The sequence below is a fragment of the Nostoc sp. LEGE 06077 genome (assembly GCF_015207705.1).
In the GTDB taxonomy this organism is placed as follows: Bacteria; Cyanobacteriota; Cyanobacteriia; order Cyanobacteriales; family Nostocaceae; genus Nostoc_B.
Genome location: NZ_JADEWI010000033.1, coordinates 60,698 through 74,035, shown reverse-complemented (window position 1 = coordinate 74,035; position 13,338 = coordinate 60,698). Strand labels below are relative to the sequence as shown.

Genomic DNA, 13,338 nt, shown 5'->3' with positions numbered 1-13,338 from the left:
GACCTGAAGCTAGATTCTCACGCGTTACTCACCCGTCCGCCACTATCTCCGAAGAGACCGTTCGACTTGCATGTGTTAAGCATACCGCCAGCGTTCATCCTGAGCCAGGATCAAACTCTCCGTTTTGTTGTTTTTTGAGTTTGTTATCTGAAAAAACTCGTTTTTCAGACTCCTTGCTATAATTTTTGTTTTAGGACATCCCAAAACCAATTTGTTTGACGAGGATTGGTTTAAATTTAAGCTTTCAAAGTATTATTTTTTCTCGGTTCAGTCGTCTCGGCTCTTGCCTTGACACTTATCTAGATTAACAACTGGTTATCGGATCGTCAAGGGGTTAGCATTCTTTTTTTCTATTTAATGGAAACGAAAGTAAAAACCAACATAAGTAAATAAACAAGAGTAAAATTAAGTAGATATAGCTATTAGTCCATAATAAAGCAGATTTTGGTTAAAATTAATATGCTTTTGTGAGATTACACAGCTAAGTAGACGCAATTTACAGTGAACTCGTCCGAATTTTGCGGAAAAATCAAAAAATTCCACAAAATTATTTACGAGGTTGTTCTTGAGAAATGGCTTCAAAAATATGGGCGATCGCACCATAGAAGACCATTCAGGCAGAAAATATATTAGATTTGGCACGTATTCGTGTTTTCTGCTCAGTCGATTATTCTGAATCTGTAGCAATCTTCTTCAATACAGACCATGAAAAAGCTGATTAATCAGCCAGAAGACTTTGTCAAAGAAAGTCTAGCTGGAATGGCACTGGCTCATTCAGATTTAATCAAAGTTAACTATGACCCTACCTTTGTCTACCGAGCCAATGCGCCAATACTGGGTAAAGTAGCAATTATTTCTGGTGGTGGTAGTGGACATGAACCTATGCACGCCGGGTTTGTGGGTCAGGGAATGTTAGATGCAGCTTGTCCAGGAGAGGTATTCACTTCACCTACTCCGGACCAAATGCTGGCTGCGGCGCAACAGGTAGATGGTGGGGCGGGTATCCTTTATATCGTCAAAAATTATAGCGGCGATGTAATGAATTTTGAGATGGCAACGGAATTAGCTCGAAGTGAAGGTATCCGTGTACTAAATATTTTGATTGATGATGATGTGGCTGTGAAGGATAGCCTCTACACCCAAGGTCGTCGCGGTGTAGGAACAACGGTATTAGCGGAGAAAATTTGTGGTGCGGCGGCTGAACAAGGTTATGATTTGCCACAAATAGCAGATTTGTGTCGTCGGGTAAATCTTAGTGGTCGGAGTATGGGGATTGCTTTAACATCCTGTACTGTACCAGCTAGAGGCAAACCAACATTTACATTGGCTGAACATGAAATAGAAATCGGTAGTGGGATTCACGGTGAACCTGGTAGGGAGAGAATTTCTTTAAAATCAGCCGATGAGATTTCTGAGATATTAACCCAAACCATCATTGATGATGTTGGCTATAGTCGTGTTGTGCGGGAGTGGAATGAGAATGAAGGTGAATGGGGTGATGTGGAATTAATCGATCCACCTTTGCAAGCAGGCGATCGCTTGTTAGCCTTTGTTAATAGTATGGGTGGTACACCTATCTCGGAACTCTATTTGATTTATCGCCGAGTGGCAGAAATCTGCGAAAAACGAGGAATGCCTATTGTCCGTAACTTAATTGGCCCTTATGTGACATCTTTAGAAATGCAGGGTTGCTCAATTACATTACTCAAGTTGGATGATGAAATCCTGCGGTTATGGGACGCACCCGTACATACGCCAAGTCTGCGATGGGGTATTTAATATGGTCACTCAAGCCCAAATTTTCAGGTGGTTACAAATATTTGCATTTGAGATAGAGCAAAATAAAGAATATTTAACTCAATTAGACGCAGCGATCGGTGATGCTGACCACGGTATTAATATGGATCGTGGTTTTAAAAAGGTGATGAGTCAGTTACCAACGGTGGCTAATCAAGATATTGGCAGTATTTTGAAAACTGTGAGTATGACTCTAATTTCTAGTGTTGGTGGTGCTAGTGGCCCTTTATATGGCACTCTGTTTTTGAAAGCTAGTACTGTAGCGGTTGGTAAGCAAGAACTAACTTCACAAGAGTTACTAGAATTATTACAAGCTGGGTTAGATGGAGTTTTGCAACGTGGTAAAGCTCAATTAGAAGACAAAACAATGGTTGATGTTTTGTCGCCGGCTGTAATTGCTTTTAGGCAAGCAGTCGAGGAAGGGAAAGACTCTGTAGCTGCGATGCAACAGGCTTTAGCAACATCAGAACAAGCGTTAGAAAATACTAAACCGATGCTGGCGAAAAAAGGACGTGCTAGTTATCTGGGAGAACGAAGTATTGGACACCAAGATCCAGGTGCAACTTCATGTTATTTGATGTTGAGAAGTTTATGGGAAAGTATCAAAAGTGGGGAATAATTTCAGGATGAAGTATGAAAGATATAATTTCATACTTCACACTTGATACTTCTTCAGCCGAACACTCGGTGTTGCAAAGAGGGCATTTGACGACGAACTTGTTCTAACCGCGAGGGGTTAATTTCTGCGATCGCAATGCCGGGTTTTTCCCCGGCATCAGCTAAAATGACTCCCCAAGGATCAATAATCACAGCGTGGCCATGTGTTTGGCGACGGGCATAGTTTGTGCCAGTTTGAGCAGGTGCAATCACATAACAAGTATTTTCAATTGCTCTTGCTTGTAATAATACCTGCCAGTGGTCTTTGCCAGTGAAAGCAGTGAAAGCAGCGGGAATAAACATCACATCGGCTCCTTTATTTGATAGATGCCGATATAATTCTGGAAAGCGCACATCATAACAAACAGAAAGACCAATACCGCCCAGTTCTTCCGAAAAATATACTGAAGGCAATTGTGTACCAGCTACGACAGTACTAGATTCACGATAAGTATTGCCGTCGGGAACATTTACATCAAACAAATGTACTTTTTGGTAACGGGCAACTTCTAGACCACTCAGGTCTACTAGTGTGGAAGTATTATAAACTTTGCCTGTACCTTCTACCAAAACTGGAAAGCTGCCGCCTAAAATCGCCACTTGGAAGCGTTGAGCCATTTTTTTGAGAAATTGCTCTGTTTCGCGGGTGATAGTTTCTGCTTGGGCGAGTTTATCTTTCTCTTCACCCATAAAAGAAAAGTTTTCTGGTAGTCCGACTAATTCAGCACCTCGACGCACAGCAAGCTCAATCAATTCTTCTGCTTGTGCCAAATTCTTATATAAATCAGGCACACTTGTCATTTGAATAGCGGCGGCTAAATAAGACTTCATAGATTTAATAACAAAAAGTAGATGTGTGCAGGACAGATACTCAAATATATCGTTACTTGAAGAACTTCGGAACTTGAGCCGTAATGAGTAAATCTTGCTTTTCTTTAAGGAGTTTGCTGTCTCTAACGTTTTACTCTAGTAATTGTCACCGGATTTTAACACTTCCTCAGCTTTTAACCTACTAAAGTGTTCCATACATAAGTTTTATATCCAGTCCGCAGAGGAGAGAGATTGAGGTTTTTCTCCTAAATTAAAAATATGCAAATAAAGTAAACTGGCGATCGCTCCTTCCAAGTTATTTTTTTGTCTACTGGCTATCACTATGACACTTTCTTAGCATCCCAATCCCAAATTACTGAGGTAAGATTATTCCAGTATATTCCGAATATCTTTCAGCATTAGGAATAGATGTAAAGAATCAATGGGACTAGATTCAAAATCAAAATTTTCATACCATATTCGTGCTTGCTCATCTTTAGTATGAACTAGCAAAGCACGAATTCCTAAAATATCTGCGGCTGCATGAGCAATTGCTGTAAGCAGTTAATACAAACAATTTTTGTGATCGCCAGTTAAATGAGATAGAAGCAGCGATCGCCCCTGGTAAAAAGTGATTGCTCCACTTAAGCTACTATGCTGCTGTGTACAAGCCGCGATCACAATAGAAATTTTTGAGCATTATCGCCATTATGCAAATCCTTTTTCCTGTGGTTGCCATTTTGACTTGGTGACCATTTCTCAAATATAGAATGGTTGATATTATTAATTTGCGTTCATTTTGCCAAGTGGTCAATTAGGAGAGAGGTCACAACAGTGTTACATTCAACCGATAACCGCTATAGCTTGCTTTAAGCGGATATGAGATTACTTTCCTACTCTCAATTCCTCAAATAATCTTCCAAAGTAGGAACATCCACCCAACGGCTAGTTTTATGAGATTGATGAGATAAATCCATCAACAGTTGTGAGTAAACACCCTCGCGTAAAGATGGGACAATTGATTGCTTTTGGTCAATTCCTTGCAGCCATTGGTCTACTACTCGGATGAATGCAGAAATGCGACCATCAGCGAAGTTTTGGGTAAACATTAACTTGTGGGGAATTTCGATTTCTGCTAAGGGTTGACCCACTTGAGAACCCCAAACACGAAAACCGTGGATGTAGTCTTTTTGATTTTCGCTACCTAAAACTAATGTACCGCGATCTCCATATACTTCGACCCAATGAGTTCTCGGTGCGTGAACCACCGCACTAATATTCAGTTGACAAGGTGTTCCATCAGCTAATTCCAGGGATAGCAAACAATTATCATCGGTCTCCACTAGTTTTAGTTGACCACTAATAGAGTCGATGCGGTTGGGGATGGCTGTACTTAAATAAGCACTTAATCGGCGGACTGGGCCAAATAACCAAGAAATATAATCAAAGGCGTGGGAACCCAAAGACCCTAATGCACCACCACCTTTCTCTTGCGAAGAATACCAATTCCAAGGGCGAGAAGTATCGGCGCGCGAAGAACCCAACCAATCAATTTTAATTAGCCGTTTATTTCCGACATAATCTGAAGCTAATAATTCCGCAAATAATTGCCATCCTGGGATAAAGCGAAATTCAAAATCAACAACCGCAGTAACATTATTTGCTGTTGCCAAGTTATATAACTCCTTGGCTTCGGCTGCATTTAAAGTTGTGGGTTTTTCTAATAATAAATGTTTGCCTGCTTGTAGCACAGTTTTTGCCATTTTATAGTGCAGAAAAGGCGGTGTAGAAATACTAATTGCTTGTACTTCTGGCAGTTTAACAATATCTGCCACACTATTAAAAGCGTGAGGAATATTATTAACCTCGGCAATTGCTTGAGCTTGATGAATATCCCGATGATAAACAGCAACTACCTCAGTTTTCGGATGGGCGATAAAACCAGGAATATGGACTTTCTGCCCAAAGCCAGTACCGACTACAGCCACACCAATTAAATTCTGATTCATCGTTAATTCTGCACCCTTAAATAAAATGTAATCATAGAGAAAGCGTATACATTAATCATATTGAATAACTATCACAATATAATACGATAGTTACGTTCATGGAGCAGACAGAGAACTTCTGCAATCGCTGTGTAATAAATATCTATTTCAGTGATCTGCTTGGCTTCCATTTCGCTTGATCTACTGCGTAATGATATTATGACCTCTGAAAATCCCATCGCCTTACCAGAGAATAGATTGATGTTATTCGCAGAAGCCTTTTTCTTTAAGCGATTGCTTGATTTACTGTCGGTTATTAGTTTAGATGGCTACTTTCAGCGGGTCAACCCTGTATTGCTAATTGAGTTGTCTTATGAACCAATACTTCTGTGAGATTTGGAACAGTGATATTGGGATGTCAGAAATAGACGGCTACAGCTTGATTCCTCTGGTTTGTGACCTACCACCTCAATTCAACCGAGATATTCCCGCGATCGCCCTAACTGCTTATGCTGATGAAACAAATCAACGTCCAATCCTCGCGGCTGGGTTTCAAGTACATCTAGCCAAACCAATTGAACCACAATAACTGCTGGATGCGATCGCCGAATTTATCCTTACACCTCTACACCCAGTCTCCACAGATAACCTTTGTGCGTAACTCTTAAATGATTGATTTACCGCAAAAATCTGATTGCAGAAGCATAGCGATAGGTTTTGCCTCGATAAGCTTGAATTGCTGCTGCAATACAGGATATTAGCTGGTACAAAAAAGTAACTCCGATGGGAATAAATGCCAAGCCTAAGTAATAATTAAATTTCCACCTAGCCACAGTATTAGCTGCGGGAATTTGACTCACATTCACTCCACAACTGGGAAATAATAATAAGACCACAATTATATATATGACTATATAGACAGTCAGCGATATTTGAAAATTTAATGATTCTTTACCGTGATTGTCTATCCAAGGATATCGACTTTTGTGGCTTTTCCAAATAAATAAAGTTAATAAAATATTAATAAATGGAATATAAACAGGGATATTGAAAAATACTGTACTAATTAAACAAATTGGTAGCCAGATCACAGCCGCAAGATGACATAAAATTGCCCATAATCTAGCTTGGTATTCAATATTTTGATTCATTATCTATTTCAAAATTCGCATTTTCCAAGGTAGAGATAATGTTTTCTATGATAAACATTGAGGTTGGGAAAAGGGATGAGGAACAATTGGAATGATAATATTGCTGATGTTAGACTTTTTATGTATCAACCCAACAGACTTGTAACATTTTATTTAAGATAATCGATTCTCCTAAATTAAATTTAGTTCTAGAAGATTGGTAATACTACGGAAACTTTATAAAAAGTAATTTTTCTTCTTTTATATATAAAAATAAGAATATATTTCTCGAAAAAACTGGACAAATGAGAAAAAAACAATGATATTGGCAATAATATCATTGTTTGAAATAAATATTTAACTGCCAAAAATATTTAAAACATTGTGGCTAAACTAATGTATATACTTAACAAACTGAGATTTACTCCTTCGCAACTAGTAGCTGTAACAGTAGTACTAACATTATTTTTATTTATTCCTCAAATTTGGCTGAATTGGCAAGCATATTACAATTTCAATAATCTGACTAAAAACGAATTTAGACTACAAAAATTGAGTGATGAAATTGTCTATTATGATGAAGTATTAACCATGTCAGCACGGATGAATGCGGCCACAGGCAACCAGATGTGGGAAAAACGATATCGCCAATTTGAAAAAAAACTAGATATTGCTATTCAAGAATCTATTAAACTAGCACCTCAAGCATATAACAGTGAGGATGCGAAAAAAATTGATGTGGCTAATCAGTTGTTAATTAAAATGGAAGATAAATCTTTTGATTTAGTAAAAGCGAAGCAAGCACAAGCGGCACAAAAGCTGTTGTCTAGTGGTGAATATGAAACTCAAAAACAGATTTATGCTGATGGTGTTGTTAAAAGAAAGCAGAATATCTCACTTGAGTTACAACAACAAGTCTATGAATATCGCCAAAAAATATTTTGGGCAATTTTAGGTTCTATTGTCAGTTTATTCTTGCTGATTCCTGCTTGGTTTTTGGTACTAAATTTATTAAAGGGTTACTTAAAAGCTAAAAAAATCGCTCAAGTTGCCTTAGAAGAAACTAATTTGATGTTAGAAGCAAAAGTTACAGCCAGAACCGAAACATTAAACCAAAAAAATATTCAGTTAGAAAAGACATTGCAAGAATTAAAAAATACTCAGGTACAATTGATTCAAACGGAAAAAATGTCCTCACTTGGTCAGCTTGTAGCTGGTGTTGCTCATGAAATCAATAATCCTGTTAACTTCATTTATGGGAATTTAATATATATTCGAGAATATACTGATAAATTAATAGCTTTAATTAACTTATATCAACAAGAATATTCTCATATTAACTCAAAAATAAATAGTGTAATTAAAGAGATAGATTTAGAATTTATTCTTGATGATCTGCCTAAAATTGTCTCTTCAATGACAGTTGGTGCTGATCGTATCCGCGAGATTATTATAATTTTGCGTAACTTCTCGCGTCTTGATGAAGCTGAGATGAAACCTGTTGATATTCATCAAGGAATTGATAGCACTTTGTTAATTTTGCAGCATCAACTAAAAGGGAAGAGCGAACAAAAGGAGATTAAACTGATTAAAGAATATTGTGCTAATTTACCTCTTGTTGAATGTTATGCAGGAGGATTAAATCAGGTATTTATGAATATTATTAATAATGCTATTGATGCTTTGCGTGAGCAGGAATTAGATAATTTAAAACAAAACAAAGAACGAAATGCTAGTTGGATTATGATTCAAACTCAAGTTAAAAATGCCGAATCTTTAACGATTACGATTAAAGATAATGGTTCAGGGATAACTGAGGAATGTAAAAATAGATTATTCGACCCATTTTTTACGACTAAACCTGTAGGCAAAGGTACTGGCTTAGGATTATCTATTAGTTATCAAATTATCGTAGAAAAACATCGGGGAAAAATCGACTGTATTTCATTTCCCGGAAAAGGTACAGAATTTGTGATTGAGATTCCTATCAAACAGACAGAAGAATTTATGTAAGAATTCAGGAGCCAGAATTCAGGATTCAGAAGGATGAAAGAATGATAAGCAATATTGGATAAATCTATTTCCTAATTTACTACTGGACTTTATTATTCTGACTGCTGACTCCTGGGTGCTGAATTCTTACGAATTTATCTCAAAATTCGCATTGTCAAAGGATAACGGTAATATTCTCCATGATAAGCTTTGATAGCGGCACAAGTGATGAGGAATGACTGTAATACAAGTAAGCCAATAATGAAAAATTCCCACACCAAAAGTAGACCATCTAAAACTGATTTAATTTCATTAACTGTACCATTGGTAGTGATAGCAACGCCACAACTACCTAGCACGAGTAACAAAGAAAAAATAATTACAACTAAAGTATACAAAGTTAATGAGATTTGAAAGTTCAAAGATTCTCTACCTTGAAAGTCAATCCAAGGATATTTAACTTTTTTCAGCCGCCAAATTAATAATGGGAATAAAATATTCAACGGTAAATATAAAGGAATACCCAGAAAGACCAATCCAAATAACAGCAGCCATGCGAATAAAGCCGAAAGATGACATAACATCGCCCATGTACGCATTTGTTTTTGGACTTGTTTTCTCATGGCTTGTTAAATAGGATGTGGATGAATAAAATTTCTATCTACCACACTACCTTTAAAGCAGCAGGACAAAAGTTTAAAATTTGAGTATTTCTCGCTCATAATTTGCGGGTAAAGGTTCTATTTCCCAGACTATACCTTCGCCTGGTTCTAAAGCAATTTCTACATAAAGTTGTTCGACAGCAGTTGTGGCGATATCTTCGTTGTTGGGGAAAGGTTGTAAATCTTCTGTGAGGAGTCGGAGTTTAAAACCGCCGGGAATAGCTGCGCCAACTATGGCGTTACGCAATTCAAACCGCCAGTAGAGTGAGTCTGGTTCGCCTTGGGGTGTAATTATCAGTTCGTAGAATTGTCCAGCGATCGCCAACCGTCGTGATATATTCACCTCAGTTTGTCTATCGCCTACACTCCGCGACGCTGCACTTAATTCTAAATTCCAGCGTTCCCAACCAATAGCCTCTGCAAGTTGCGAGACACCATTTTCTAACCATTGCAGAACAGAACGCTGTTCTGATAAACCAATCCGGCGTTCAGATAAATTTTGTCGCCAACCGCTATGTTCAATCAACCCACCCCAGAGTTGGAACGGAATTGCTAACCGAGGTGTGACAACTTCGGTGTTAGCAAGGTGGTCAATTAAGTTTTGCGCTTGGGCTTGTGGTAGGGTAGGAATTACTGTAACAGCACTGCGTGTAGGTTCTGCTGGACAAAATTCTCGCGCCACAGCTAAGACACTAATATCGGTAATGATTTCTGTCGTATCTAAAGAATAGGTGCGATCGCCTGGATCATAATTTCCTTTATGCTTAAGTTGGGTATGAGTGCAATAACCCCAAAGCTTGACATAGCCTGCATCTGGTTCTACTTGCACAGCTAAATAATAATCTCCCAACCAACTTGGTAAATCTACCCATTCTTGGGGTACACGCAATTCACTCAAATCAATACTTTCACTGGGAACTAAGATAAATCTCATTGCATCTACTGTGATAGCAGTTCCATTTACCAGTTCCCAAAAACTGGATAATGCAGTGGTAGTTGGCCAAACCTTTGCCTGTGGTGTAAAGTCTTCCTGTAACCAAGGTAAGACAGCATTCAGGCAAAGTTCATTTAAATAAGCTTGATATTCAGCGCTAGGATGAGAAAAAGCTTGACTGCGTTGGTTAGATGGGGGAATTTCTAAAATTAACTCTGTGGAGTTAGTCAAAGTAAAAGTCATGGCGGTTTCTCCAGGGAACGTTTTAGCTAGTTTGGGCGCTACCAGGGAAACAATCTCTTCCCCGCACAGGTTACAAAATGAATTTGGGTATAAGTTAGTGAGAAGATGCACTGTAGTAATTTTGTAGCCATTCTTCCATCACAGCACTCATACTTTTTAGTAAGTCTGATGTCACAGAAATATGCAGGCTATCTTTGCACCAGTTAGCCAAAGAACGCAGCAAAATCTCCTTGGCTTTAGTTAGTCGCCGCGAAACAGTATATTGTTTCATGTCTAGTTGTTTAGCGATCGCATCTTGATTCAGTTGCTGTGCATAGTATAGTTGCAGTATCTCCTGAAGTTGCTCTTCTAATTGAGCGATCGCCGTGGTTAATACTTGGTTAATTTCGCCTTGCTGTTGAGTTCGCGCTTGTGCTTCTTCCTGGGCGACAATTTCGTTAATTAAAGATTCTTGCGTCCCTGGTAAATTATCCAGCAACTCAAACCCATCATCACCACCTTTGGAGACATTGAGAGAATCGGGGGTGGGATAAAGATACTTACGGACAGCTTTCGCCGTACTAAGTAACCACTTTTCCAGAGTTTCGGGGTTAGCGGGTTGGGTGGATTGGGAATTGTAGAATTTAGCGATCGCGTCCCAAGTGCTATCATCAGGGCGAGATAATTGCCGAGAGTTACTGGCTTTGGTAGGGACATACAAAGTTTTGAACGCATTCCCAGCCAAAATGTAGGCGCGGATTGTCTCAGGCGATAAACCAGCATTTTGCAAAGATTCTTCCCACCGCTTTTGACTGGTTTTGCGTAACAAACCCCAATCGCTACAGATATCTACTTCTTGACGCTGACGCAAGGTTTCGCGGATAGCAGTACTAAAAATCAGACTAGCGTAATTTTTTAAACTACTACTTTGGGAAGGATTAAAACCTTTGAGGACACGTTCAACTTGGGCGATCGCAATTTGAAAACAATCAGATAACTTAAACTGGTTACTAGCAAAACCAGCGGCAGTTTTTTGCGATGTCCAATAACAAGGTTCTTGTAAATAAGCCGTGAGATGTTGTTTAGCTAAAGATGCTGCGGCTGAATCTTGGCAAAACTTATACCAATACAGTACCCAAAAATATTCCGAATTTTCTTTAGGTATTTGCTGGAGACAACCTTGGATACTGCGACGCAAGCGCGATTCCGTCGCCCAACGACTGAAGCGATCGCCATCAAACTGCACAAAAGTGGAAAAAGTTTCAATAATACTTTGTCGAGGTTGCATAAAAAGTTACAAGCCGACTGATAAAGAAGGAAATGTATTCACGAAGCCTGCATATATACTCCTGATAATAACTGATCAACCAAGCGTGAAATTACACCCCTATGTTTCTTTAAAATAAAAAGAGACGCGATCGCTCACGTCTCTCCCTAGTTATCCGTGTAAAATATTACCACCAAATCCGATTGCCATTTTCGTCAACTCTGGCTTGACGAATCACATCAGAGATTTCTTCCGCATCTTTCACATGATGCAGTGCTTTTTTCTCGCCGTCGGGTTCTTCCACCACAAAGTATGTCGGAACTGTAATGCGATCGCCTGTGATATCTGGTGAATCGACAGCAACTTGTTTCGCTTTCTCTTGCACAGATTCGGGTTTATCAGAGATTCTGTCGCCGGGATTTGCGGTTAAGTTTCTTTCTTTAGCTGTTGGTTCTTCTCTAGAATGCCAATCTTTACTTACAGGCTGTTCAATTTCTGCTTGATTATTTTCTGATTGATTATTTTCATTGTCCACTTTGTTATTCATGGCTATTTCACAAATTAAAACTATGTATTTACTAACTTAATTTATAAAATCGCCGCCCTAATTAAGTCTTTCCCCAGAGAGAGTTTCCGATGAAATCAAAGGTTAGATATCTGAAGCTATATATAGCAGTCCGATTTGATTTAAAAAAAAATCTAAGTAGGGGCGAACAGCCGTACGCCCCTACTATTTACTGTTGGTTTCGGTTGTTTAGCTTCTGTCTTTTGTCTGAGTTGAAAAGGTGTATATTTACCACCCAAAGCTTCAACAATGGCGCGAGTATTTGCCTCCATCATTTTGATGTATGATTCTCCATCACTACCTTTAGCACCAATGGAATCAGAATAAAGTTGATGCGGTGCGAGTTGGACACCAGCTTCTTGAGCTACGGTTTTAATTAAGGTGGGATTAATCGTAGTTTCGGCAAAAATTGCGGGTACGCCTGTTTTTTTAACTGATTCTACCAATCTTTGGACAGTTTGAGCGCTTGGTTGTTCTTCGGTACTAATGCCGATTAAAGTACCAGCGATCGCCATTTTATAAGCTCGTCCATAATACTGAAAAGCATCGTGGGTGGTAATTAGTCGGCGTTTATCTGGTGGAATAGTTTGAATCTGTTGATTGATCCATGTATGGAGTTGTTTTAATTCATCAGTTAGTTGTGCGGCATTTTGCGTAAATTTTTCTCTATCTTCTGGCGATAATTCTCCCAAAGCATCTCGAATCACGTTTACCATTGCGGCGGCATTTTCTGCACTCCCCCAAACATGAGGATCAGGTACAATTTCACCTTTCCCCTTATCTAATTCCAAAGGCTTGACTATCTCTCCCACAGCGACTTTACGTCCTTTTCCCGCCGCATTCATTAACTTAATCAGTCCTGGTTCCAAGTTGTAGCCGTTATACAAAATTAAGTCGGCTGTTTCCAAAAACCGACTATCTGCTGGGACTGGTTCATAAACATGGGGATCAGCACCAGGCTGGAGTATTCCCTTGAGTTGAATCTCATCACCGCCAACCTTTTGGGTTAAGTCTGCAATGATTGTACTAGTAGCCACAACCGACGGTTTATCACCACCTTTGGCAGTGTTAGAGTTGGCATTGTTTTGCGTACAACTAAATAAAGCCAATGGCAAAAGCATTCCCAGACACAGGCGAGAAACTAAGCTCAAACTAACTTTTTTCTGTCTAGGGATTGTTGGATTAATGAAGACGCACGCGTTCTCCGTCTTAAGTATTAGACTCATTTATCTGTGATATTACTGCTTATTATAGATTTTTTCATATTTTTCTCATTTTTGTAGTAAGCTCAAGTAATAAATATGAAAATATCCT

13 protein-coding genes and 1 rRNA gene are annotated in these 13,338 nt (G+C 38.9%); 5 read left to right on the top strand and 9 right to left on the bottom strand.

What is annotated here, in order from left to right; all coding sequences use genetic code 11:
* Window positions 1-126 (bottom strand): 16S ribosomal RNA (locus IQ244_RS19890); the annotation flags it as partial.
* A gap of 579 nt (window positions 127-705) precedes the next feature.
* On the opposite strand from IQ244_RS19890, the gene dhaK reads away from it, so the two are divergent.
* Window positions 706-1,779, top strand: a complete 1,074-nt coding sequence (gene dhaK / locus IQ244_RS19885) for a dihydroxyacetone kinase subunit DhaK (RefSeq protein ID WP_193897269.1) — start codon at window positions 706-708, stop codon at window positions 1,777-1,779.
* A 1-nt stretch (window position 1,780) separates the two neighbouring features.
* The gene (gene dhaL, locus IQ244_RS19880) at window positions 1,781-2,416 is read left to right on the top strand and encodes a dihydroxyacetone kinase subunit DhaL (protein WP_193897267.1); all 636 of its coding nucleotides are present in this window, start codon (window positions 1,781-1,783) and stop codon (window positions 2,414-2,416) included.
* A 53-nt stretch (window positions 2,417-2,469) separates the two neighbouring features.
* On the opposite strand, the gene IQ244_RS19875 is transcribed toward dhaL, so the two are convergent.
* Entirely contained in the window at window positions 2,470-3,285 is an 816-nt protein-coding gene (locus IQ244_RS19875) for a carbon-nitrogen hydrolase family protein (RefSeq protein ID WP_193897265.1), read from the bottom strand.
* Between the two features lie 878 nt (window positions 3,286-4,163).
* On the bottom strand, window positions 4,164-5,273 hold the full coding sequence (locus IQ244_RS19870; RefSeq protein WP_193897263.1) for a Gfo/Idh/MocA family protein: 1,110 nt from the start codon (window positions 5,271-5,273) through the stop codon (window positions 4,164-4,166).
* 198 nt (window positions 5,274-5,471) lie between these two features.
* Between IQ244_RS19870 and IQ244_RS19865 the strand changes: the two genes are divergently transcribed.
* Window positions 5,472-5,645: a hypothetical protein gene (locus IQ244_RS19865; protein WP_193897261.1), complete on the top strand. Its 174-nt coding sequence runs from the start codon at window positions 5,472-5,474 to the stop codon at window positions 5,643-5,645.
* Window positions 5,626-5,841, top strand: coding sequence for a hypothetical protein (locus IQ244_RS19860; RefSeq protein WP_193897259.1), 216 nt, complete (start codon window positions 5,626-5,628; stop codon window positions 5,839-5,841). Before IQ244_RS19865 ends, IQ244_RS19860 begins: the two co-directional genes overlap by 20 nt.
* Before the next feature lie 88 nt (window positions 5,842-5,929).
* Here the strand turns inward: IQ244_RS19860 and IQ244_RS19855 are convergent, their stop codons facing one another.
* A complete protein-coding gene (locus IQ244_RS19855; RefSeq protein ID WP_193897257.1) occupies window positions 5,930-6,403 on the bottom strand; it encodes a DUF4870 domain-containing protein in 474 nt (157 codons plus the stop codon).
* Window positions 6,404-6,778: 375 nt separating this feature from the next.
* Here IQ244_RS19855 and IQ244_RS19850 point away from each other — a divergent pair, with 375 nt between their 5' ends.
* Complete coding sequence (locus IQ244_RS19850) at window positions 6,779-8,395, top strand: sensor histidine kinase (RefSeq protein WP_193897255.1); 1,617 nt, start codon at window positions 6,779-6,781, stop codon at window positions 8,393-8,395.
* Window positions 8,396-8,529: 134 nt separating this feature from the next.
* Here the strand turns inward: IQ244_RS19850 and IQ244_RS19845 are convergent, their stop codons facing one another.
* The 5 genes from IQ244_RS19845 to IQ244_RS19825 form a co-directional block, all read right to left on the bottom strand.
* Window positions 8,530-8,997, bottom strand: coding sequence for a DUF4870 domain-containing protein (locus tag IQ244_RS19845; protein WP_193897253.1), 468 nt, complete (start codon window positions 8,995-8,997; stop codon window positions 8,530-8,532).
* A 73-nt stretch (window positions 8,998-9,070) separates the two neighbouring features.
* Window positions 9,071-10,213, bottom strand: a complete 1,143-nt coding sequence (locus tag IQ244_RS19840) for a DUF1822 family protein (RefSeq protein ID WP_193897251.1) — start codon at window positions 10,211-10,213, stop codon at window positions 9,071-9,073.
* Window positions 10,214-10,307: 94 nt separating this feature from the next.
* Window positions 10,308-11,480: a sigma-70 family RNA polymerase sigma factor gene (locus tag IQ244_RS19835; protein WP_193897249.1), complete on the bottom strand. Its 1,173-nt coding sequence runs from the start codon at window positions 11,478-11,480 to the stop codon at window positions 10,308-10,310.
* Window positions 11,481-11,646: 166 nt separating this feature from the next.
* Window positions 11,647-12,006, bottom strand: coding sequence for a hypothetical protein (locus IQ244_RS19830; protein ID WP_193897247.1), 360 nt, complete (start codon window positions 12,004-12,006; stop codon window positions 11,647-11,649).
* A 152-nt stretch (window positions 12,007-12,158) separates the two neighbouring features.
* Complete coding sequence (locus tag IQ244_RS19825; protein WP_193897279.1) at window positions 12,159-13,145, bottom strand: metal ABC transporter substrate-binding protein; 987 nt, start codon at window positions 13,143-13,145, stop codon at window positions 12,159-12,161.
* Between the last annotated feature and the right edge of the window lie 193 nt (window positions 13,146-13,338).